We start from the raw sequence: 22,746 nt of genomic DNA, 5'->3' as shown, positions 1-22,746 counted from the left end.
CTTGCGGATATCGGGGGGTCAGACGGCGGTGTAGCCGCCGTCGATCACCAGTTCGGACCCCGTGGTGAATCGGGACTCATCGGAGGCGAGGTAGAGCACGCCGTAGGCTATTTCGTCCGGTTCACCCTGCCTGGGGAGCGGGTTGCTGCCCACGAGTTGCCGGTAATAGGCCTCTGCCCCGATCTCGGACTGTTCCGCCGACCGGCGGCTCATCCTGGTGTTCATGGAACCGGGGTGGATGGAGTTCACCCGAACGCCGTGGACTCCGTAGGTGGCGGCATCGGACTTGCTCAGCAACCGGACGGCGCCCTTGGTGGCGTGGTAAAGCGGCACGTTGCGTCCGCCGGTGAGTCCGTGGATGGACGAAAAGTTGATGATGCTCCCGGACTGCTTGGTGATCATGCCGGGAACCACGTACTTGGTCATGAGCCAGACCCCTTTGACGTTGACGTCAAAGATCGCGTTGAAGTCATCCATGGAGGCGGTGTGGCTTGCTCCGGCGACACCGATAATGCCGGCCGCGTTGACCAGGATGTCCGGAGTGCCGAGCTCTTCACTGAGTTTCCCGATGGTCAGCGCCACGCTGGACTCATCGGTGACATCGACGTCGTATTCGGTGATGCCGGGGTGGCTGCCTCCGGCTGGTGCCCCGGCGCGGTCCAAGGATGCCACCGTTGCCCCATTCTCAGCCAACAACCGGGCGGTTGCGCTCCCCAGGTCTCCCCTGCCGCCGGTGACCACAGCCACTTTCCCGGCCACGCGCTGGGACGCCTGGGGGGACTTTCCGTGTAGTGCTGACTCCATGACCAAACTCCTCCTGCCGCGGCATTGCGGCGTTCAAACATCACTACGGCGCAGGGCAGCACGGAAAAGGGCCCGAGGGGCCGTTCGTGTACTGGGGCGAAATGCCTTGAGGGTCAGAGCCCTCGTGGATGGCGCTGGACGGTGGTCCGGTCCGCAGTGCCCTGCTGTGTGCTCAACTTTGCCAGCGGCCCTGTGAGTGGGGCCACAGCGTTACCGATGAACGGGAATCAGATATTGCCGTTGCTTTGGCGAAGCGCGCCCTTGAGTTCCCCACGCCAACCTAAGGCACGCGAAATGCCTCGCGCCGCGGTCATCAATACGGGCACCCGGACGGCCGCGTTTTCTTCATTTCTGGGCACCACTACGCTCAAGGCGGCCACGACCGTGTTCGTTCGGCCAAACACCGGCACGGCGATTCCGCTCGACTCCGGCACGATGATTCCGGGCATGGATGCGAATCCCCGCTGGCGGATGGCTGCCAGATGACGGCGCAGTTCAGCTGGATTGGTCAGCGTGGCATCGGTGAACTTCTCCAGCGTCCGGGACAGGAAGAGGTCCTGGTAGGCGGCCGGCGAGTATGCCAGCAGGACGAGCCCGGAGGAGGTGCCGTGCACGGGGAGCCGGCCGGCCACCTTGGTGATGTCCACCATCGAATCCCGGGAGCCGATCCGCTCGATGTACAGGACCTCGTCGGAGTCCAGGATCCCCAGCGTGGTCGAATGCTGGACCACGGACTGAACGTCTTCCATGAACGGAAGCGCGGCTTCCCGCAGGCCAACCATCCGGGAACTCCTGGAGACGAGTTCCCAGAGCCGTATGCCGACGCGGACCTCGGCATTGGCTTCCCGTTCAAGCAGGCCCTCGGCAAGCATCTCGTCCACCAGGCGGTATGTCGTGGTGACCGGGAGTCCGGAGCGGCGGGCCAGCGTGGCGACGCTCATGGTGCGGTGGGAGTCATCGAAGGCTCCCACCAACCTCACGACGCGACGGATGACGGACTCGCCCGACGTCGAGTTGGCCATGCTACCCGCCTGATTTCACGCGTGAGACGAACCGGAACCGGTCCCCACGAAAAGTGCTGCGGGTCCATTCGACCGGAACGCCGGTGGCGGATCTGGCCAGCCTGTGGACCACCAGCAGCGGAGCGCCCATCTCGATTCCGAGGAGTTGGACATCCCCGGGACCGGCCAACGCAGTCTCCACGGTGTCTTCTACGTCCGCGACCCGGATCCCGTAGACGTCTGCGAGGACCGCATACAGCGAACCGGCTTTGGTCAGGTTCGACTTGAAGCGCGCCAGCTTGCCGGGCAGCCAAGCGACTTCGTGGGCCAGCGGCTCGCCCTCGATCAGGCGGATCCGCTCCAACCGCGTTACCTGCGCGCCTTCGTCCAGGCCCAAGTGTGCCGAGACTACGCTGTCCGCTTTCAAGACGTCGAGGGCGATCAAGGTGGAGTCCGGCCGAAGACCCTGCGTGCGGGCGTCATCGGAGAAGGACGTCAATTGCCGGACGTGTGTCACTTTGGGGGGCGCAACGAACGTTCCGTGCCCTTGGATCCTGCCCAGCCTGCCTTCCGCCACGAGCTCACTGATCGCCTGCCGGACCGTGGTGCGGGAGGTTGAGTACTTTTCTGCCAGTGCCCGCTCGGTGGGGATGAGAGTGCCGGGCTGCAGTCCAGCGATGAGTGCCAAGACCTCGGTTTTGAGGAGGTAGTACTTCGGCGCCGCAGGTGCAGCTTCTGGTGACATGTTGGACATCCTACTTGTAGACAGCTCGATTGGTCTATGCCAATCTTAGGACTGCTGGTTTCAACCAACTACGGCGAGCCAGGGGCACTCCCCTACCTTCGCACAGACAGTCCGCACCTGAACCGAAGGGATGCCAGTTGAAGGAGAACGGGAACTCGAGGAGGGACGGAGCGCAGCGGACCGGGCCCTTGGTCCGCGCCACCGGCCAGGCCGGGACCGAAGCATCGGCGGTCCTCCGGTGACGCCGGCAGTCCTGGGCCTCCACATCGGCGGGTCCAAGACCCACGCCGTCCGCTCGGATGAAGCGCAGCAGCTCAGCGGTACGCCGGGGAGCGCCGCCGACGAAATCACTGAGACCAGCGCAAACTTGTCGTCCGTCGGACACCAAGGCGCTGACGCGGTCTTGCGGCGGATTGCCGCAAGTGTGGGCCGCGGGGTCCAAGCCGTTTGCGCTGGTGCCGCCGGCGCAGACACACCAGCGAGCCGTGCCGTCCTGTCCGCACTCCTCATGGAACACTTCCCCGGCGCCAAGGTCGAGGTCGTCCACGACACCCGGATTGTCCTCGCAGCTGCAGGCCTCGACGCCGGCGCCGTACTGGTCGCGGGCACCGGTTCGGTAGCCTGGGGCCGCAATGCTGACGGACGGGAAGCCCGAAGCGGCGGGTATGGCTACTTGTTGGGCGATGAGGGCAGCGGCTACTCAGTGGTGCGGGACGCCGTCCGGGAAGCCCTCCGTGAGCACTATGCCGGATTGGAGCCTGGAATCCTTGTTCGAGCACTGATGGAGGCGACCGCCAGCGCCGACGCCCTGCAGCTCATGGACTTCTTCTATGCGAAACCGGAACCGGATCACTGGGCCAGTCTGGCCCCGCTCGTCCTGGAGTTCGCGTCAGAGGGAGATCCCGCAGCCGTTCGGATCCAGGCTGAGGCCGCACATTCCTTGGCAACGCTGGCCCGCCAAGTACTGGGCGAACTGGGTTTGGACCTGCCGCTTGTCATGGCCGGGGGCCTGCTGGTGAACCAGAGCCAGCTTGCCGGCGCCGTGGCCCGGAAAGTTTCACTCGAGGACCCGTCTTCCGTCAGGATCCTGACGCAGGCCCCGGTTCATGGTGCGGTGGAACTGGCACGCCAGCTGATCCGAAACTAGCTCCCGCTTCTCCCTGACTACTCCGGTTCCGGGCCGGAACCGGAGTAGTCTTAATCCATGCCTTTCACGTGCGGTGGTCGGTAGCGATGACGCGGGCCAAGCGGCGGTGGCTGCCGGCTCTCCTGATCCCCCTTGCCCTGGTCCTTGCAGTGCTCACCGGTTCGGTCCAGGCGGGCGCCACCGTGTCGCTCCCGCCGAAGACAGCCGATGAGGTTCTCGCCATGATTGCGCGCACGCAAGTGCGTTCGTTCTCCGGCACACTCGAACAGACTGCGGAGCTGGGGCTTCCGGCACTTCCCTCATCAGGTCCCGGCGTCACTTCCGGGGCTGCCTCCGCACTGGAATTCCTGACGGGCACCCACACTGCGCGCGTCTTCGTCGGCGACCCAACCAAGGCGCGCCTGCAAATCATGGACACCATGGCTGAGCGCGACCTCATCGTCAATGGCAAGGATGCGTGGTTCTACAACTCAGCGGACAACAGTGCCACCCATCTCCAGGCCCCGGATGTCGGCGGCCCCACGGAAACGCTGCCAAGCAAGCGGGCCATGCCCACGCCCGAGGCACTGGCCAGCCGGTTCCTTGCTGCTGTTGATGCCGGAACCGAGGTAACAGTGGGAGAGGCTTCATCGGTTGCCGGCCGTAGTGCGTACCGGCTGAACCTGGCCCCGAACGGCTCCGGCACCCTGGTGGCCTCGGTGTCCATCGACGTCGACTCCGAAACCGGCTTCCCCCTGGGAGTCCACATCCAGGCGAAGAACCAAGCCGAACCTGCCTACTCCCTCGCCTTCACTGAACTGAACCTTTCTGCACCGGATCCCGGCCTGTTCCAGTTCAATCCTCCAGCCGGTGCCACCGTCACTGAAAAGGCACTCCCCGCGCAGCCCATCCCGGTGCCCGACGCTACGGCCCAAGCACCATCGCGGCACGGCGCCATGGTTACCGGCGACGGGTGGGAATCGATCGTCGTCCTGCCTGCCGCTGCCGTGCCCGCCGGGCTGACTTCCAACCCCCAGCTCTCCCAGGTTCTGCAAGCCGTTTCCGGGGGCCGGGCGTTGACCTCTTCGCTGGTGAGCGTCCTGATTCTCGACGACGGCCGCGTCCTTGCAGGGCTGGTGCCATTGGAGCGGCTCCAGTCAGCCGCTGCCGCGCAGTGAAGGGGCCCGCATCCGAGCAACACGGGACCGCGGTCTCTGCGGGGCTGGCCATTGAGACCTCTGGGCTGGTCAAACACTTTGGGCACCGCTCCGCTGTGGACGGCATAGACCTCGCTGTGCCGCGCGGAGCCGTGTTCGGTTTCCTTGGACCCAACGGGTCGGGAAAGACCACCACCATCCGGGTGCTGCTGGGACTCGCCTCCGCCACGAGCGGTGACATCCGGGTCTTGGGCCAGTCCATGCCGGCGGCGCTGGCAGCCGTCCTCCCGGACGTCGGCGCCTTGGTGGAAGGGCCGGGCTTCTACCCTTTCCTCTCCGGCCCGGGAAACCTCATGCGCCTCGATTCCGCTGACTGCCACGCCTCGTCGGCGACACGGCGCCAGCGCGTCGCGGACGCACTTGACCGAGTCGGGCTTAGCCACGCTGCCGGCAAGAAGGTCCGCGCCTATTCGTTGGGCATGGAGCAACGCCTGGGCTTGGCGAACGCGCTGCTCAGGCCGCGGGAGCTGCTGGTCCTTGACGAACCCACCAACGGACTGGACCCCCAGGGCACCCGTGAGGTCCGCAGCTTGGTGCGTTCCCTCGCCGCGGGCGGGACCACGGTGTTTGTTTCCAGCCATCTGCTGGCCGAGGTGGAACAGATGTGCACCCACGTGGGTGTGATGAGCGCCGGGCGCCTGGTCGCCCAAGGACCGCTGGAGGAATTGCGGTCCTCGGGCCAGCGGCAGGTGGTGGTTGAAACTCCCGACGCCGAACGGGCCGCGAGCGTCCTGGCGCGCCTTGGCCTGGTCCCCGCCTTACCGGGTGCGTCAGGGCCACACGAGGCAAGGGCAGTGCTGGACGGTGGACTGGACGGGCCGGCTCCCGAGGTGATCGTGGCGGCGCTGGTTGCCGACGGCGTCCGGGTTCGACGTTTTGCCGTTGAGGACTCGAGCCTGGAAGACCGGTTCGTGTCCCTGACAGGAGAGGGGTTCGACGTTGTCGGCTGATACCACCACACATGCAGGCCCAGGAACGCGGCCAACGGTTGGCTGGTCCCTGCTTGGCTCCGAGTTGTCGGTGCTTTTCCGCCGCCTCCGCACCTGGGCCATGCTGTTGGCCCTCGCCGCCGTACCCCTTCTCATCGCGTTGGCCGTCAAATTGTCGTCCCGACCAGTCGCCCCAGGCCGGGGGCCGCTGTTCCTGGACCGCATCACCCAGAACGGGCTGTTCGTGGCCGTGACCGCCCTGGTGGTTTGCGTACCGCTGTTCCTGCCCCTGACCATAGGCGTGGTGGCTGGGGACACCATAGCCGGCGAAGCCAACATGGGGACCCTGCGCTACCTGTTGATTGCACCTGCAGGCCGCATCAGGCTCCTGCTGGTCAAGTATGCAGGGGCCGTCGCTTTCTGTTTCGCCGCGACGGTGACCGTGGCAGCGTCCGGTGCCCTGGCCGGCGTCGTACTTTTTCCTGTGGGACCCGTGACGCTTCTCTCCGGCGACACCATCAGTGTGGGCGAATCGGTCCTGCGGTCCCTTCTGGTTGCGGGCTACATCACAGTGTCGCTGTTGGGGCTGGCCGCGATAGGGCTACTGATTTCCACCTTTACGGACGTGCCGGTGGGCGCCATGGCCGCCACCATTGTCCTCTCTGTCGTCTCACAGGTGCTGGATAACCTTCCGCAACTGGACTGGCTGCACCCGTGGCTGTTCAGCCACCACTGGCTGGGGTTCGCGGATCTGCTCCGCCAGCCGATCGACTGGACATCGTTCGGTGCGAACGCGTTGCTGCAGGCCGGGTACATAGCCGTGTGCGGCGCGCTGGCCTACGCAAAATTCTCAAACAAGGACGTCCTGTCCTAGCTTTGTCGTAGGCTCTTCCCATGGCCAGATTCTTTGACGTGCACCCGGAAGATCCCCAACCACGCGCCATCGGCCAAGTGGTCAAAATGCTGCAGGACGGCGGGCTGATCGCCTACCCCACCGACTCCTGCTACGCGTTGGGCGCCCAGATCGGCAACAGGGAAGCGCTGGACCGCATCAGGTCGATCCGGCACCTGGACGACAAACACCATTTCACCCTGGTGTGTAAGGACTTTGCCCAGATGGGCCAGTTCGTGATGCTCGATAACGACGTCTTCAGGAGCATCAAGGCAGTCACCCCCGGCAGCTACACCTTCATCCTGCCGGCCACCCGTGAGGTACCCAAGCGGCTTCTGCACCCGAAGAAAAAGACGGTGGGCGTGCGCATCCCGGACCACCGTGTTGTCCAGGCTCTTTTGGCCGAATTGGGCGAACCCCTGTTGTCCAGCACGCTGCTGCTGCCCGACCAGGAAGAACCCCTGACACAAGGGTGGGAGATCAAAGAACGGCTGGACAACCAGGTGGACGCCGTCATCGACGCCGGTGACACCGGGGCGGAACCGACTACCGTGATCGACTTTTCCAGCGGCGTTGCCGAAGTCGTGCGTCGCGGAACCGGGGATCCTTCGCGGTTCGAATAGCCCCGGCACCCAACCCACAGCGCTTGCAAAGGTTCCGGAGGTTTACTCCTCCGGCTTGCGGGCCCGGCTCGGTTGAACCCGCGTGGGCTCTCCGGGCATTTTCGGAAATTCCGGCGGGAAGGGCATCTCGCCTTGGCCGTTGGTGACATCGCGTTCCCACCAGGCGAGCAAAACGTCTATCTCTCCCGGTTGCGAGTGCATGGTCGCCCACGGGTCGCCCACTTTCTTCAGGCGGTCGGGAACTGTGGTGATGGTGTACTTCGCTGGATCAGCATCATCTAGTTCGTCCCACGTCAGCGGGCAGGAAACCTGCGCTGTGGGCACCGCGCGTGGGCTGTAGGCACCGGCGATGGTCCTGTCCCGGTTGGCCTGGTTGAAGTCAACGAAGATCCGGTTTCCCCGCTCCTCCTTCCACCAGGCCGTAGTGACCTTGTCCGGCATGCGGCGTTCCAATTCACGGCCGGCGGCGATCACGGCGTGGCGGACGTCCAGGAACTCATGCTTGGGATGGATCGGGGCATAGACGTGAAGCCCTCGGTTGCCGGACGTCTTGATGAACGCCGTGAGGCCCGCCTCCTCCAGGACTGACCGGAGCTCAAGGGCGGCCGGCTTGGCGTCATCAAAGTCCGTCCCTGGTTGGGGATCGAGGTCGATCCGGAGTTGGTCGGGGTTGTCCGGATCGTCGGCCCTGGAAGCCCACGGATGGAACACCACAGTGTTCATTTGTGCCGCCCACACCGCAGCGGCCGGCTCGTCGATGACCAATTGCGGATGGGACCTAGCGCTCGGGTACGTGACGGGCACGGAACGCACATAGTCAGGAGCACCCTTGGGCGGGTTCTTCGAGAAGAACATCTCGCCCTCGATGTTGCCCGAATACCGTTGCAGGCTGACCGGACGGTTCCCGTTGGCAGCGACAAAGGCCTCGCCGACGTCGATGAGGTAGTTGGCCAGGTCCAACTTGGTCAGTCCCGCCTCCGGCCACATGACGCGGCTGGGACTGGAAATTCGAACCTCCCGGGGACCGTCGGGACCGGGCACGGTGACAGTGGTTGCTTCGCTCGCCATGGCCACAAGCTACCGTGTTTGAACCGCCCGCGTCAGCATTCCGGGCCGATCCGGTGCGCATGTCCATCGCGGACCGGGCCGCTGCAGGATGATGGATACATGCCAACGCCTGAAACGTCCTTGCGGATCGCCGTCAATGAAGTCGAAATTTCTGCCCTCTCCATCCGGCCGGAGCACCCTTCGGCCACCCTGGTGCTTGCCCATGGCGCCGGTGCGGGAATGGAACACCCGTTCCTGCAGGGTTTCGCGGAAGCGATGGCCGACGAAGGCGTCGCGACCCTCCGTTTCAACTTCCCGTACCGCGAAGCCGGCCGGCGCTTCCCGGATCGGCCGCCGCTGGCCATCGCTACATGGCGCGCCGTGATGGACCAGGCCGCGGTGCTGAACAACGGAGAACCCCTCTGGGCGTCCGGCAAGTCCTTCGGCGGCCGCATGGCGTCGATGGCAGTGGCTGAAGGGATGGCTGCCCAGGGACTGGTGTACCTCGGCTACCCGTTGCATGCCCCGGGCAAACCGGAGAAGCTACGCGACGAGCACCTTTACGGCGTTACTGTGCCCATGCTCTTTCTCCAGGGGACCCGGGATACCTTTGCCACGCCGGAACTGCTGGAGGGCGTGGTGGAGAAGATAGGCCCGACGGCGACCCTCCAGTGGTGTGAGGGCGGTGACCATTCGTTCGCGGTCAAGGGCGTGAAGCGGGGTGCAGCCCAAGTGGGTGCCTCGCTTGCCCCCGCGGTGGCGGCCTTCCTGCGCGCCAACCCATAGTTCCTATTTCGGCAGGGGTTCGTGACGGAGGTAGGACCGCCGGAAGCGGCCCGTTCCAGCCGTCAGCGCACGCAGTTCTATCGCGTAGCGCAGGAGTTCCTGGTCAGGTACCTCGGCACTGATTTCGGTCCCTTCGGCGTCATCGGCCGTGGTTCCGGTGACGCGCCCCCGCCGCCCCGACAAGTCGCTCATCACCGTCCCCACATACTCATCGGGAACGCTGATGACCACGGCGGATACCGGTTCCAGGAGTTGGATCTTTGCGGCGGCTGCCGCTTCGCGCAAGGCAAGGGCTCCGGCTGCCTGGAAGGCCGCGTCCGAGGAATCGACGCTGTGCGTCTTGCCGCCCACCAGCGTCACTTTGATGTCCACTACGGGAAAACCGGCCGAAACACCTTTGAGCATCTGTGCCCGGACACCTTTCTCCACGGAAGCAACGAACGTTCCCGGGATTGCTCCGCCCACGATTTTGTCGGTGAACACGAATCCTTCGCCGCGGGTGAGGGGTTCGACTTCGATGTCGCAGATGGCGAACTGCCCATGGCCGCCTGACTGCTTGACGTGCCTGCCGTGGCCGGTTGCCTTGGTAGCGAAGGTCTCGCGGAGAGGCGTGACCACGTCCACGGTTTGGAGCTTGACACCCTGGCTGCGCAGCCGGTCCAGGACTACCTCTGCGTGGGCCTCACCCATGCACCAGAGGATGAGCTGGTGGGTGTCCTGGTTGCGTTCCAGGCGCAGCGTGGGGTCGGCGGCCGCCACTTTGCCGATGCTCTTGGCAAGGGCGTCTTCGTCACTCCTGGAGGCGCCCTCAATGGCGACCGGCATCAGCGGCTCCGGCATGTTCCAGGTCTCGAGAAGCAGCGGCGCCTCACGGTCTGATATTGAGTCACCCGTCTCGGCGTTGGCGAGTTTGCTGATCGCGCAGATGTCCCCGGCAATGCACTGTGGGACTGCTTTCAGTCCCTGACCGGCGGGCGAGTAGAGGTGGGTGACGCGTTCTTCGGCGTCGTGGTCTTCATGGCCCCTGTCCGCGAGTCCCCTCCCGCCGACGTGGATCGACGAATCTTCCCTCAGGGTTCCTGAGAAGACCCGGACAAGGCACACTCGGCCAAGGAAGGGATCCACAGTTGTTCGCACCACTTCGGCCGCCAGCCGCCCTGCCGGATCGCACTGTAGGGGCTTCATCGATGCGCCGTCCAACGTCATAGCCGGCGGAGGAACCCGTTCCAAGGGGGATGGCAGGGCTTCGGTCATGAGGGCCATGAGCTCAGCGAGTCCCAAGCCGGATTCGGCGGCGGTGGGAATGACAGGGAAGAAGCTCCCCCTGGCGACTGCGGTTTCGAGGTCTTTGATGAGGTCGCCCAGTGGCAGTTCTTCGCCACCCAAATACCGGTCCATCAGCGTCTCGTCTTCACTTTCGGCAATGATGCCTTCAACCAAGGGGCCCCGGGCCTCCTCCACTGGCGCCTCGCTGCTGTTGCCATGGATTATCCCGATGAGGCCGGCATTGTCGTCAGCGGGAAGGTACAACGGCAGGACAGACTCACCGAACGATTCCCGGCAGCGCACGACGGCGGCACGGAAGTCAGCGCGCGGATGGTCCAGTTTGCTGAGCACTACCGCACGCGGCATCCGGACCTTCCGGCACTCGCCCCACAACGCAATGGTGGCGCTGTCAATGTCCTCCACGGCGGATACAACAAAGAGGGCCGCGTCTGCGGCCCTCAAACCAGCCCGAAGTTCGCCGGTGAAATCGGTGTAGCCCGGGGTGTCGATCAGGTTGACCTTGATCGCTCCGACCCGGATCGGCGCCACCGACATCGTCACCGACCGTTGCTGGTGGATCGCGGACGGATCCGAGTCGCTGACCGTGGTCCCGTCGCTGATGGTGCCCATCCTGGGAATGGCTCCAGTGGCTGCAAGCAGGGCTTCCACAAGCATCGACTTACCTGCGCCGGAATGTCCGACGAGTGCCACATTCCGGATGCCGGCAGGATCGCCAGGCGATAAGGCCCAGCCGTTGTCGCCGCGCTTGGCCTCAGGGGTGCCCGGGCCGGTTGCTTTTGCCGATTCGCGCGTGCCCTTCACGGACATGGGCACCTCCTGGTGTTCTCTCCCGGCGTTCAGTGCAAACGCCCTGCAGTTGGAACGTTAAAGAGGATTGGACACCCTGAGGCGACCATGGGGCAAGGGCTTGCAGCGAGCAAAACCAGCGGCCCGGCGTCGTTCTTTGAACCACCGTTCCGGCGGAGGACTAAACGGTGAGCATGCCCCACAGCAGCCAGGCTGCCGCGAGTGAGCACCCAGCTACAACCACGGTGAATCCGGCCAGCCAGACATAGGCCGGAACACCCGTTGTGCGGCCAAGAATGAACGCGTCGGAGGCCGCCAGGCGTTCCCTGCGCCGGGTGTGCACCCCGACGAGTTTGAAGAGGTCGCGGACGCCGCCTACGGAAAGGGCAACACCGAGTGCCAGCACAACGTAGTTGACGGTAGTGGGCGCCGCGAACAGGATCAGGACCTGGGCGATAGCCGCACTGCACACGGCCACCAGTATGCCCGTGAGGTTCCTGAGGAAGACCAGCGAAACCAGCAATATCAGCGCGCCCACAGACATGGCCGCGCCCGAACGCCCGGCAGCGCACGCCGCGATCAGGCACAAGCCGACAACTGCCGGGGCCGGATATCCCCAGAACCCTGACCATGCTGCTCCGAAGGAGCTCCGGCCACTGCTGACCAGGCGACCCGAATGGTCCAGCCCGATCCGGAGTCCGTGCACGAAGCGGCCGGTCATCAGCGCTGCGTACGCGTGGCCGAGTTCATGGACGAACGTGACGTACAGGCCGAACCAGCGCCACGTGGGCCGCGGGATGCTCAGGACCACGGAGCAGGCGAGGATACCGAGCAGGGCAGGGAGGGGAACTGCAGTGGTGTGGGAGTCGGTGAAACCCCTAAGCACCGCGTCCCACCAGTTGTGGGCCACATTTCCAGCAGCGTCCACGTCTATTGCACCGTCGACTGGAGGCGCGAGTGGAGGCCTGCGATGAGGATTTCCAGACCGAATTCGAAAGCGGCTTCGCCGCGTTCAGTGGGAGGGCCCGCATAGGTCAGGGCACTGGTGAGCGTGGGATAGCCGTGCTGCGGCGGAGCCCAGACGACGTCAGGAGCTGCCAGGTCCAGGGCGAACCCCAGCGCGAAGCTGTCAATAGTGGAGATCGCGGAGACTACGTCCCGGCCGGTGAATCCGGCCGTGCGGAGGGCGACGGCAAGGTTTTCGTAAAGCGCCAGTACTTGGCGGTCCTGGACTGTTTGGAGTACCAGCAGGGGTGCAAGCCTGGGGTGGCGCGCAAAAGCGTCGCGGTAGCTGCGGACGATCGCGCGGAGCGATGCTTCCCAATCCTGGTCGTCGCCGAGGACGTACGGCAATTCTGCGATGATCCGCCCGCGCATGAGCTCGAGTATCTCTTCGCGACCGCTCACGTGGTTGTAGATGGAGGATTGGCTGACGCCGATCCGCTTGGCCAGTTTGGGCAGGCTGAAGTCCCCCGCCTCGTCCACCAGTTCGAGGGCGGCGGTGACGAGTGCGTCGACAGATATCAGCGGGACCAGCGGGCGTGCCATACGGGTGTCTCCATTCAAGGTTGTTGTTACGACTCTAGCCAGAACTTTGCGCCCAAGTATTGTGCCGCGGGTCACAGGGCCTTACGATAAACGAAAGCCTTTCGCTTTACGTTCCAGAATCATGAAAACTTCCCCTCCCCACATAACCCCAGAGGACCCCCATGTCTGACCTCGAAACCCGACCGCCGGCAGCTGATGCCGGGAACGGGCTCAAACGGAATGCCATTGGCACCGGCGGCATCGCCTTCCTGGTGATCTCCGCAGCAGCCCCCCTCACCGTGATGGCCGGAGTGGCACCAGTAGCCCTTGGCGTTGGGGGCATCGGTGCCCCCATGGGTTACGTCATCGCCGGCGCCGTGCTGCTGGTATTCGCCATCTCCTTCATGGCCATGACCAAGCACGTCAAAGCCGCCGGCGGTTTCTACACATACATCACGCTGGCCATGGGCAAGACCGTGGGCCTGGCCTCAGCCATCCTGGCAATCGTTTCCTACAACTGCCTGCAAATCGGCGTCTACGGGCTCTTCGCCGTCCAGACCCAGGCGATGCTCCACACGCTTTTCGGCCTTGACGTTCCCTGGCCGGTGGTGGCCCTGGTGGCGATCGCGGCGGTGTGGTTCCTTGGATTCCGCGGCATCGACGTCGGAGCAAAGGTCCTGGGGGTCCTGCTCATCGCCGAAACCGCAATCCTTGCCGTCATGGGAGTCGGAATCCTGGCCCGTGGAGGCGCCCAAGGCATCAGCTTCTCCTCCTTCTCCCCCGAGCACGCATTCACTCCGGGCGTGCTGGCCATCCTCGCCATCTGCTTCGCAGCTTTCATGGGCTTTGAATCCACCGTGCTGTACCGGCGCGAAGCACGCAATCCTGACAAGTCGGTCCCCCGGGCAACCTACATAGCCGTAGGTTTCATGTCCGTGTTCTACGCGTTCATCGTCTGGACCGTCATCCAGGCATATGGGGACGGAAACGTGGTGGAGGCCGCCGGTGAACTGGCCGATGGCATGTTCTTCGCTACCATCAACCAATACGTGGGGCCCTGGGCCGAAGTCGTCATGTACGTGCTGATCGTGACCAGTGTCTACGCCTCGCAGCTGGCCTTCCACAACGCCATCAACCGCTACGTGTACATGCTGGCGAAAGACGGTGTCCTGCCCGCATTCCTTGGCAAGACACACCCCAAATACAAGTCGCCGCATCGTGCAGGGCAGATCCAGACTGTCCTGGCCGCCGTCGTCATTATCATCTGTGCAATCGCAGGGGCCGACCCCTACAAGCAACTGCTGATCTGGGTCAACACTCCGGGTATTTTCGGGATCGTTGCCCTCCAGGGCTTGGTTTCTGTTGCCGCCTTCATCTACCTGCGCCGTAACCCTGCCGCTGTCACGAACCGCCTGATCATCCCCCTGACCATCGCCTCGGCCGTCCTGCTGTTCGGAGTGGTGGCACTGATCGCCATTAACATCGAGCTCCTCACCTTTGCCGATGCCCTGACCAACACCATCCTGCTGCTGGTGGCACCCCTGGTGTTCCTCGCTGGCCTCTTGATTGCCCGGGGCCTGCGCACAAACCGCCCTGACGTCTTCTCCCGGATTGGAAGCTTCGAAACCCATGACTCCTGACCTCATCATCCTGGCCGACACCGTTCACACGCTGGATGACCGGCCACACCATGAGCCCATACAAGCCGTCGCAGTCAGCGGCGGCATGGTTGCCGCCGTCGGAAGCCGCTCGGACGCCCAAAGCTGGCGCCAAGCGGGAACACGGGTGGTGGATCTCGGCACGGCTACACTGACGCCAGGGCTGGTGGACTGCCATATCCACCCCGTGTTTGGGCTTGACCTTACGGTCGGTGTGGACCTGTCCGGCGCGGGGACGCTGGAGGAGGTCCGCGCCCTGTTGCGCGCGGAAGCAGCGAACGACGGCGAGTGGTTGCGTGGCTGGGGCCTTAACCCGAACGCTTTCGGCACCATCCCCATGCACCGCCATGCCTTGGACGATGTCAGCGGCGGGAAGCCAGCACTTGTACGGCTGTTCGATGGCCATTCGGCGCTGGCCAACAGCCGGGCGCTTGAGTGTGCCGGCGTCCACGGGCCGGAGGAATTCGACCAGGCTTCAGAGGTGGTTTGCGACCGCGATGGCACCCCCACCGGGCTCCTGCTGGAAGCCGCGGCCATGGAACTCGTCCAGCGGCACATGCCGCAGGAGTCCTTCGCCGAGCGTAAGGCGCGGCTGGCCGGGTTGCTGAGGGACGTCGCCCGTTCCGGCCTGACCGGCGGCCACATCATGGACCACAGCGAAGAATCGACCGCCCTGTTGCAGGCACTGGAAGCAGACGGTGACCTGCCCCTCAGGCTCCGGACCGCTCCGTGGTGCATGCCAGGCAGCGGCGAAGCCCAATGGAAGGAAATGGCCCGCAATATCGGAACCGGTGGTCGCCGCTGGTCCATCGAGGCCATCAAGCTCTTCGTCGACGGAACAGTAGACAACGGCACCGCGTGGCTCTACGAACCGGACACCCTTGGCCAATCCACAGCAGCGTTCTGGCCCCGTCCCGAGGACTACACCGCTGCTGTCCGCTACTTCGCCTCCCGGGGAATCCCCACAGCGACGCACGCCATCGGAGACGCGGGCGTGCACCATGTATTGAATGCATTGGAATCCCTGGCCGAGACTGTTCCAGCCGACGTCCTGCGCCGGACCGTCCACCGGATCGAGCACATCGAATCGGTACCCGACCAACTGGTGGAACGCTTCAAGGACTCGGGAGTGGTGGCCAGCATGCAACCAACGCATTGCACGCACTATTCGCTCGCAGACCACAGCGACAACTGGTCTATCCGCCTGGGCCCCGAACGTGCGGACAGGGCATGGCGGTGCAGGGACCTTCGTGATGCCGGAGTGACCCTGGGCATCGGCTCGGACTGGCCCATCGCGCCCTACGAGCCGCTTCCCATCATCGCCGATGCGCAGCTGCGCCGCCGTTCCGGACATCCCGAGCAGCAGCCCATCGCCCCAGCCCAGGCCCTCACCGCGCTCCAGGCCCTGGAGGGATACACCTCGCACGCGGCCAAGGCTGCAGGGCTGTGGGATGTTTCGGGCTCCATCACCGTGGGCAAGCGCGCAGACTTCACGGCCTTCGAGATGGATCCCCTGACCACCGCGCCTGACGAGTTCGCCGCAAGCAGTGTTTTGGGAACCTTCGTGGACGGCGAGATCCAGTTCATGTTGGAGCGGCTCGGCTAGCCGGCCTGCATCCGGTTCTTGGTTTTGCCCGTGGCCGGCGCCGGCCACGGGTCTTCGGGCCAGGGATGCTTGGGGTAGCGCCCACGCATCTCGGCCCGGACCTGCGCGTACGGTCCGGACCAGAACGATGTGAGGTCGTCCGTTACCGCCAACGGGCGTCCGGCCGGTGACAACAAGTGGAAGAGCACCGGAACCCTGCCATCGACCAGGCGCGGCGTACGGTCCCAGCCGAAGCACTCCTGGAGCTTGACCGCCACCACTGGCCTGCCGGCGTCGTTGTCCACCTCCGGATAATCGATCCGCACCCGCGAACCGCTCGGTACCTCCAGGCGCTCGGGCACCAGGCTGTCCAGCCGCGAGGACTCCGGCCAGGGCAACAGGCGCCGCAAGGGCTCCAGGAGGTCGACCGAACCGGCGGGCGAGCCGGAGGCGATGGCCTCCAGCTCGGGGGCCAGCCACTCATCCAGCCGGGAGAGCAGGGCTTCCTCACGGACGTCCGGCCAGGGATCACCGAGCTCCCGACGCAGCAATGCGAGCCGCCTACGCAGGGCATCGGCCGGCGTCGACCACCCAATCATGGAAAGCCCAGCTTTCTCCAGAGCCTCCGCCACAGCATGCCGGCCGGCTTCCACGCTGGGCCGGACCGGCGTGGCGGACAGGACGATGGCGCCCAAACGGCGTTCCAGGGTGGCGGTTACGCGGCTTTGGCCGAACTTTGCCTTCGTCTCCCCGACCAGGAGCTGTGGCGCGGCCGCTTCTGCAAGCTCGGCCGACAACGGTGCGGCCGACCGGATGACAGCGCCGGTGCCGGCAGCGTCACAGCCCTGGGCGCGGGACACCTCGGCAACAGCAAGCCACTCATAGGCCGACAACGGGCTCCCCGCAGGGAGGCCAGCACGCGTTCCGGACGAGAGCAGGTAGGTGGTGGAACCATCGCCGGGAACGCGCCTGGCGATCCGATCCGGGAACGCCAACGCCACCACAAACCCGGGCGCTTCCCTCGCCGTGACGCCCTTGTTTCCTTGGGTAGGTGCCACGTTTCCGTGGGGAGGCACGACGGCGGCCGCCTCCCGCCGCGCGATCGACTCCGTGCGCCGTGCGTCCTCAGCGAAACGCCGGGCGCCCGGGTGTGACGCGGAACGGAGTGATGTGATCAACGTGGTGAGATCGGCACCGGGAGCCCGCTGGTCCCCCGCCACCAGTGCCACCGTTTCCGCGGCGGCGCGCGGGCCAACAACCGGCGATCCGTCCAGTAAGGCGCGGGCAAGCCGCGGGTCGGCTGGGATCCGGGCTAAGGTCTTGCCTACACTGGTGGCGCTTCCGTCATCCGCCACCGCGCCCAATTCGCGGAGCACCTCCACCGCATCTTTCATGGCGACGGCAGGTGGTGCGTCAGGAAGCGACAAGCCCTCGCCGCCCGGCGCACCCCAGCAAGCCAGAACAAGCGCCGCGCCGGTCAGGTCCGCGACGGAGATTTCCGGGGTTTGGTGGGCAGGGGCGGCGGCAAACGCCTGTTGGTCATAACAACGCACCACGGTGCCCGGCCCCTGCCGCGCAGCCCGGCCGGCCCGCTGCTCCGCCGAGGCGCGGGAACAAGAGACAGTGACCAGGCCGGACATCCCGCGGCCCGCGTCGCGTCGCGGCTCCCTGGAGAGTCCCGAGTCGATGACCAGGCGAACCCCCGGAACGGTGAGCGAGGATTCGGCCAGGGACGTGGAGACAATGATCCGGGGCGGGCCTCCGGGCTCACGGCCGGATACTGCGCGGTCCTGGGACTCCGGTCCAATCTGGCCGTGCAACTCCAGCACCTCAATACCGGCGGCCACCTGCCCGCGAAGGCGTGCAGCGACGTCGGACACTTCCCGGGCTCCCGGAAGGAACACGAAGGCATCCACCTCGGGATTGGTGGCCAGGGCAGCAGCGTGGGCGGTCGCCGCGGTGCGGGCTACGTGGTCAAGGAAGCTGCGGGCCACTCCCCGACCATCCAGCCGCTGCTCCCGGGCCGGCATCCACCGAACCTCCAACGGATGCAGCGCCGACGGACAGTCGACGACGGGAGCCGGGCCGTCGCCGTCGGGCCCTGCATTCCCAAGGAGCGCGGCGAAGCGCGGCGCATCGAGCGTGGCGGACATTGCCACCAACGTCAGGTCGTCCCGGAGCTCGCGGACCTCCGCAAGCATGCCGAGAAGGAGGTCCGTTTCCAGGCCACGCTCGTGGACCTCGTCCAGTACCACCGCATGGATGGCTTCAAGGCCCGGGTCAGCCAGCAGCCTGCGCAGAAGGATCCCGGGCGTGACGAACTCCACCATGGTGTCGTTGCTGATTTTGCTTTCACCCCGGACGGTGTAGCCAACCCTGCCACCAAGCCGGGTGCCGTCCAGGGCAGCAAGTCGACGGGCGGCGGACCGGGCAGCGACACGCCGGGGCTGGGTAACGACGACGCGCGGCTGGCCGGGGTGCCGTTCGGACACAAGATTGGACAGCAGCGGAGGCACCAAAGTGGTTTTGCCCGTACCTGGCGGTGCCTGCACGACTGCGGTGCCGGCGTCGTCCTGGTTGGTGAGGGCCGAGGCGAGGTTTTCGAGGGAATCGGCGAAGACCAGTCCCCTGCCGATGGTGTCCAGTCTGAATGTCACCAGACCATTGTCCCTGTTGGGGGTGCGGGAAAGGCCACGCTTCCGGGAGGAGGCGTGGCCTTTCGCGTTTACGGTACGGCTGTGTTTACGGGTGCCGTGTTTTCTAGCCGATGGTGGAGGTGTCGATGACGAAGCGGTAGCGGACGTCGGAGGCAAGCACGCGCTCGTATGCCTCGTTGATCTGGCTCGCGGGAATGACCTCGATTTCGGCGCCAAGGCTGTGCTCGGCGCAGAAGTTCAGCATTTCCTGGGTTTCCGGGATGCCGCCGATCATGGAACCGGCGAACCGGCGACGGCCGCCGATAAGTGCGAAGGCGTTCACCGGCAGCGGTTCAGCCGGCGCTCCAACGTTGACCAACGTTCCGTCGAGGGTCAAAAGCTGCAGGTAGGAGCTGATGTCGATGGAAGCACTGACAGTGTTGATGATGAGGTCGAAGGTGCCTGCGAGCTCCTCGAAGGTGGCGGGGTCGCTGGTGGCGTAGTAGTGGTCCGCGCCGAGCTTGAGGCCGTCTTCCATCTTCTTCAGTGACTGCGACAGGACGGTCACCTCAGCACCCATTGCGTGGGCGATCTTGACGCCCATGTGGCCCAAACCGCCCAAGCCGACAATAGCGACCTTCTTGCCGGGACCCGCACCCCAGTGGTGCAGCGGGGAGAAGGTGGTGATGCCTGCGCACAACAGCGGTGCGGCAACATCGAGGCCCAAACCTTCCGGAATGGTGACAACGAAGTCTTCGTTCACCACAACGTTGGTTGAGTAGCCACCCTGGGTGATGGTGCCGTCGCGGTCCACTGCGCCATAGGTGCCCACGTTGCCCTTGAGGCAGTACTGCTCTTCGCCGGCCAGGCAGTTCTTGCACTCCTTGCAGGAATTGACCATGCAGCCGACGCCGACGCGGTCGCCCACCTTATGCTTGGTGACCTCGGAGCCGACTTCGGTGACGATACCGGCGATCTCATGACCCGGGACCAGCGGGTATTGCTGGGGTCCCCAGTCACCGCGGACGGTGTGGATGTCCGAGTGGCAGATTCCGGCGAACTTGATGTCGATATGGACGTCGTTCGGCCCGACCTCACGGCGTTCGATGGTGGTCAGGGTCAGGTCGCCCGTGGCCGAGGGTGAAGCAAATGCGGAAGCGGTAGGCATGTTTCTCCTGCGTGTCTGTCTTAAGTGGATGTTTCCATCTAACACTCTTTGCCTGACAGGAAGGGAGACACTGCTGTTAGGGGTACTGGCAGTGACTCCCTTAGCCGGCCAAAAGTCTTACCGTTGAACCATGGACAACCGGACCGAGACACGCGACTTCCTCTCCACCCGGCGGGCAAAAATCACTCCGGAGCAGGCGGGGCTGCCCGCGTACGGCGGCAACCGACGGGTTCCGGGCCTTCGCCGCGGCGAGGTTGCCATGCTCGCAGGGGTCAGCGTGGAGTACTACACCCGGCTGGAGCGCGGAAACCTCTCAGGGGCATCTGACAGCGTGCTCGAGTCCCTGGCCAACGCCCTGCAGCTCGACGAGGCCGAGCGGGCCCACCTCTACGACCTCGCCCGCGCGGCCAGCGAGGGTGGTCGGCCGCGGCGACGCCCCGCCCGGAAGCAGGCCATCCGTGCGGGAGTGCAACTGACGTTGGACGCCATCACCAATTCACCGGCGATCGTGCGCAACGGACGCCTGGACATCCTGGCGAGTAACGCGCTGGGGCGGGCACTGTATTCCGACCTCTACTCCGGTCAAGACGGCAATTCGGCCGAGCCGCCAAACCTTGCCCGCTATCTCTTCTTCGACGAACGCAGCCACGCCTTCTACCCGGACTGGGAGCGCGCAGCCAACGACACCGTAGCGATCATGCGCACCGAGGCCGGCAGGGACCCCTACGACCGGGGACTGACGGACTTGGTGGGTGAACTGTCAACCCGGAGCGAGGAATTCCGGGTTCGGTGGGCCGCGCACAACGTCCGACAGCACTACACCGGGCAGAAGTTCTTCAGGCATCCGATCGTTGGAGAGCTCCACATGCTCTACGAGGCCATGGAGTTCGCCGCCGACACCGGGCTGACCCTGACTGTCTACAACGGTGAACCCGATACCCCGACGGCGGATGCCTTCCGGCTGCTTGCGAGCTGGGCCGCGACGATGCAGCAGCCAGATGCCTCCCTGAACCAGAACTCCAGGTTGGGTGAGCTGGTCACCGACGAGGAGTACGGCCACCCCGCATGATCGAACCTGACCGCGTCCGCCCCGCGCGTCCTACTGCCCCGGCAACTCGGCAATCTTGCGTTCCAATGCGGAGCGTTCTGCGGTGTTCGAGCACAAATCCATGGCTAAATCCAGGGCTTCCTTTGCTTCCTCAAACCGTCCGAGCCTGGTGAGCAGCTCGCCCCGTACGGTGGGCAAGAGGTGCGAACCGTTCAGCGCACCGCGGCCCGCCAGTGCATCGACGAGGTCCAACCCGGCGGCCGGACCTGTGGCCATTGCTACGGCAACCGCGTGATTCAGCTCAACCACCGGCGACGGAGCCAGCCGGGCGAGTGCTTCGTAAAGGATCACAATCCGCTGCCAATCGGTCTCGGCTGCTGTCGAAGCCAAGGCATGGCATTCCGCGATGGTTGCCTGGAGTCCGTAGGCACCTAGTCCGCGGCCCAGGGCAACCGCCGTCGCCAGCGCAGCCCGGCCACGACGTATCGACGCCCGATCCCACCGTCGTCGATCCTGATCCTCAAGGAGGACGGGGTTCCCTGCCGGGTCGAGCCGAGCGGGAAAGCGGGCCGCCGTTAACTCCATCAGCGCAAGAAGCCCATAGGCTTCGGGCTCGGGCGCGAGCCGCACCAGGACACGGGCAAGTCGTTGGGCCTCACTGGCCAGTTCCGCCCGCATCCACGAGTCTCCTCCGGAGGCAAAGGATCCTTCCGTGAAAATAAGGTACACGACGTGAAGCACGGACCCCAGCCGCTCTGGGATGTCAGGCAGTTCAGGTACCACGAAGGGTATGTGGGCTGCGGACAGGGTCTTCTTGGCGCGCGTAATGCGGGCCTGAATGGTTGGCACGGGCACCAGGAACGCTTTGGCGATCTCCTCAGTGCCCATGCCACCCACCACCCGCAGGGTCAAGGCGATGCGCGCTTCCCGGGACAACACCGGGTGGCAGGCCATGAACATCAAAGCGAGCACGTCGTCGTCGATCGCCTCCGGGTTAAACAGGGAGTCCGCGCCCGGTTCCTCTTCGCTAAGGTCGTTGGCAAGGAGTGCATACTTTTCGTCGAGTGCGGCCCGACGGCGGAACGCATCAATCGCCCGACGCCTGCCTGCGGTCAGCAACCAACCCACTGGTTCGGCGGGGATGCCATCAACGGACCACGACACCAAAGCCTCCGCGACGGCCTCCTGTGCGACGTCCTCGGCCAAGCTGAAATCGCCCGTATAGCGGGCCAGGGCGCCGACGATGCGGGCAGACTCACTTCTCCACACCGCTTCGACGGCGGCCCTGGCCTCGTTGCTCCTCATCTCAGTTGCAGCTCATTCCAGTTGCAGCTCATTCCAGTCGCGGCTGGCTTCTGGCAGCGATCTCCTAGAGTTGTCCGGTCTGCTCGCGCCATGCCCGTTCCTTTTGGATCCATTCGTTGTCCTGGGGGAATTCGTCGATGCTGGTGACGCGGCGGATTTCGGTCTTGGTTCCAGCGGTCATGGGTGCCCGCCGCGCCCACTCGACAGCCTCCTGTTTGGAAGCGACGTCCAGGATGTAGAAGCCGCCGAAGAGTTCCTTCGTTTCGCCATAGGGGCCATCCGTGACCACCGGAGTTTCGCCAGTGAAGTCCACCACCACCGTCTCCTTGGCATCCTCCAACCCCTCTGCAGCAAGCAGCACCCCGGCACGGATCAGTTCGTCATTGAATTTGCCCATCGCTTCGAGGATCTCGTTGAAGTCGATGTTCTCGAACTTGGCATAGGAATCGTCGTCGGCCCGCATGATCAACATGTATTTCGCCATCTCACTCAATCTCCTGTGTAGTGGAAAGTCCCTTCGACTTTCTCATCCATAGGTCGAATGGGTCGAGGAAAAATCGACAAGCTGCCCGAACA

The 22,746-nt window shown here is 64.9% G+C and carries 20 protein-coding genes; 9 read left to right on the top strand and 11 right to left on the bottom strand.

Annotation, left to right across the window (positions count from 1 at the left end; translation table 11 throughout):
* Positions 1-18: 18 nt before the first annotated feature.
* The 3 genes from AC5RU9_RS06350 to AC5RU9_RS06340 form a co-directional block, all read right to left on the bottom strand.
* Positions 19-804, bottom strand: a complete 786-nt coding sequence (locus AC5RU9_RS06350; protein ID WP_494015778.1) for an SDR family NAD(P)-dependent oxidoreductase — start codon at positions 802-804, stop codon at positions 19-21.
* 227 nt (positions 805-1,031) lie between these two features.
* A complete protein-coding gene (locus AC5RU9_RS06345; protein WP_494015777.1) occupies positions 1,032-1,826 on the bottom strand; it encodes an IclR family transcriptional regulator in 795 nt (264 codons plus the stop codon).
* Position 1,827: 1 nt separating this feature from the next.
* Complete coding sequence (locus AC5RU9_RS06340; protein WP_494015776.1) at positions 1,828-2,559, bottom strand: GntR family transcriptional regulator; 732 nt, start codon at positions 2,557-2,559, stop codon at positions 1,828-1,830.
* Positions 2,560-2,680: 121 nt separating this feature from the next.
* Here AC5RU9_RS06340 and AC5RU9_RS06335 point away from each other — a divergent pair, with 121 nt between their 5' ends.
* The 5 genes from AC5RU9_RS06335 to AC5RU9_RS06315 all read left to right on the top strand — a co-directional run bounded on the left by AC5RU9_RS06335 (position 2,681) and on the right by AC5RU9_RS06315 (position 7,337).
* Entirely contained in the window at positions 2,681-3,697 is a 1,017-nt protein-coding gene (locus AC5RU9_RS06335) for an N-acetylglucosamine kinase (RefSeq protein ID WP_494015775.1), read from the top strand.
* Positions 3,698-3,783: 86 nt separating this feature from the next.
* Entirely contained in the window at positions 3,784-4,854 is a 1,071-nt protein-coding gene (locus tag AC5RU9_RS06330; protein ID WP_494015774.1) for a LolA family protein, read from the top strand.
* Positions 4,851-5,843: an ABC transporter ATP-binding protein gene (locus AC5RU9_RS06325; protein ID WP_494015773.1), complete on the top strand. Its 993-nt coding sequence runs from the start codon at positions 4,851-4,853 to the stop codon at positions 5,841-5,843. Before AC5RU9_RS06330 ends, AC5RU9_RS06325 begins: the two co-directional genes overlap by 4 nt.
* On the top strand, positions 5,833-6,696 hold the full coding sequence (locus AC5RU9_RS06320; protein WP_494015772.1) for an ABC transporter permease: 864 nt from the start codon (positions 5,833-5,835) through the stop codon (positions 6,694-6,696). The genes AC5RU9_RS06325 and AC5RU9_RS06320 overlap by 11 nt, the downstream gene beginning before the upstream one ends.
* Before the next feature lie 20 nt (positions 6,697-6,716).
* A complete protein-coding gene (locus AC5RU9_RS06315) occupies positions 6,717-7,337 on the top strand; it encodes an L-threonylcarbamoyladenylate synthase (RefSeq protein ID WP_211712584.1) in 621 nt (206 codons plus the stop codon).
* 42 nt (positions 7,338-7,379) lie between these two features.
* On the opposite strand, the gene ligD is transcribed toward AC5RU9_RS06315, so the two are convergent.
* The gene (ligD, locus tag AC5RU9_RS06310) at positions 7,380-8,405 is read right to left on the bottom strand and encodes a non-homologous end-joining DNA ligase (protein WP_494015771.1); all 1,026 of its coding nucleotides are present in this window, start codon (positions 8,403-8,405) and stop codon (positions 7,380-7,382) included.
* Between the two features lie 99 nt (positions 8,406-8,504).
* Between ligD and AC5RU9_RS06305 the strand changes: the two genes are divergently transcribed.
* Positions 8,505-9,170, top strand: a complete 666-nt coding sequence (locus AC5RU9_RS06305) for an alpha/beta hydrolase family protein (protein WP_494015770.1) — start codon at positions 8,505-8,507, stop codon at positions 9,168-9,170.
* Between the two features lie 3 nt (positions 9,171-9,173).
* On the opposite strand, the gene AC5RU9_RS06300 is transcribed toward AC5RU9_RS06305, so the two are convergent.
* From AC5RU9_RS06300 to AC5RU9_RS06290, 3 genes are all read right to left on the bottom strand, one after another.
* Positions 9,174-11,264 carry an elongation factor G-like protein EF-G2 gene (locus AC5RU9_RS06300; RefSeq protein ID WP_494015769.1) on the bottom strand — a complete coding sequence of 697 codons (2,091 nt, stop codon included), beginning with the start codon at positions 11,262-11,264 and terminating at the stop codon, positions 9,174-9,176.
* A gap of 160 nt (positions 11,265-11,424) precedes the next feature.
* Complete coding sequence (locus AC5RU9_RS06295) at positions 11,425-12,171, bottom strand: M50 family metallopeptidase (RefSeq protein WP_494015768.1); 747 nt, start codon at positions 12,169-12,171, stop codon at positions 11,425-11,427.
* Between the two features lie 2 nt (positions 12,172-12,173).
* The gene (locus AC5RU9_RS06290; RefSeq protein ID WP_494015767.1) at positions 12,174-12,791 is read right to left on the bottom strand and encodes a TetR/AcrR family transcriptional regulator C-terminal domain-containing protein; all 618 of its coding nucleotides are present in this window, start codon (positions 12,789-12,791) and stop codon (positions 12,174-12,176) included.
* A gap of 161 nt (positions 12,792-12,952) precedes the next feature.
* Here AC5RU9_RS06290 and AC5RU9_RS06285 point away from each other — a divergent pair, with 161 nt between their 5' ends.
* Positions 12,953-14,410, top strand: coding sequence for an APC family permease (locus AC5RU9_RS06285; protein ID WP_494015766.1), 1,458 nt, complete (start codon positions 12,953-12,955; stop codon positions 14,408-14,410).
* Positions 14,400-16,034, top strand: a complete 1,635-nt coding sequence (locus AC5RU9_RS06280) for an amidohydrolase (protein WP_494015765.1) — start codon at positions 14,400-14,402, stop codon at positions 16,032-16,034. The genes AC5RU9_RS06285 and AC5RU9_RS06280 overlap by 11 nt, the downstream gene beginning before the upstream one ends.
* Here AC5RU9_RS06280 and hrpB read toward each other — a convergent pair.
* Together hrpB and AC5RU9_RS06270 are read right to left on the bottom strand one after the other, a co-directional pair.
* A complete protein-coding gene (gene hrpB / locus AC5RU9_RS06275; protein ID WP_494016065.1) occupies positions 16,031-18,673 on the bottom strand; it encodes an ATP-dependent helicase HrpB in 2,643 nt (880 codons plus the stop codon). The genes AC5RU9_RS06280 and hrpB overlap by 4 nt on opposite strands.
* A gap of 100 nt (positions 18,674-18,773) precedes the next feature.
* Positions 18,774-19,817, bottom strand: coding sequence for an NAD(P)-dependent alcohol dehydrogenase (locus tag AC5RU9_RS06270; RefSeq protein ID WP_494015764.1), 1,044 nt, complete (start codon positions 19,815-19,817; stop codon positions 18,774-18,776).
* A gap of 130 nt (positions 19,818-19,947) precedes the next feature.
* Between AC5RU9_RS06270 and AC5RU9_RS06265 the strand changes: the two genes are divergently transcribed.
* Complete coding sequence (locus AC5RU9_RS06265; RefSeq protein WP_494015763.1) at positions 19,948-20,886, top strand: helix-turn-helix transcriptional regulator; 939 nt, start codon at positions 19,948-19,950, stop codon at positions 20,884-20,886.
* A 30-nt stretch (positions 20,887-20,916) separates the two neighbouring features.
* Here AC5RU9_RS06265 and AC5RU9_RS06260 read toward each other — a convergent pair whose 3' ends face one another.
* Both AC5RU9_RS06260 and AC5RU9_RS06255 read right to left on the bottom strand, forming a co-directional pair.
* Positions 20,917-22,170: an RNA polymerase sigma factor gene (locus tag AC5RU9_RS06260; RefSeq protein ID WP_494015762.1), complete on the bottom strand. Its 1,254-nt coding sequence runs from the start codon at positions 22,168-22,170 to the stop codon at positions 20,917-20,919.
* A gap of 64 nt (positions 22,171-22,234) precedes the next feature.
* Positions 22,235-22,654 (bottom strand): YciI family protein, encoded by a 420-nt coding sequence (locus AC5RU9_RS06255; RefSeq protein ID WP_211712572.1) that lies wholly within the window; start codon positions 22,652-22,654, stop codon positions 22,235-22,237.
* Positions 22,655-22,746: the final 92 nt, after the last annotated feature.

Source organism: Arthrobacter sp. B0316-5-4, from assembly GCF_059090325.1.
This window is presented reverse-complemented; position numbering and strand designations above follow the sequence as displayed.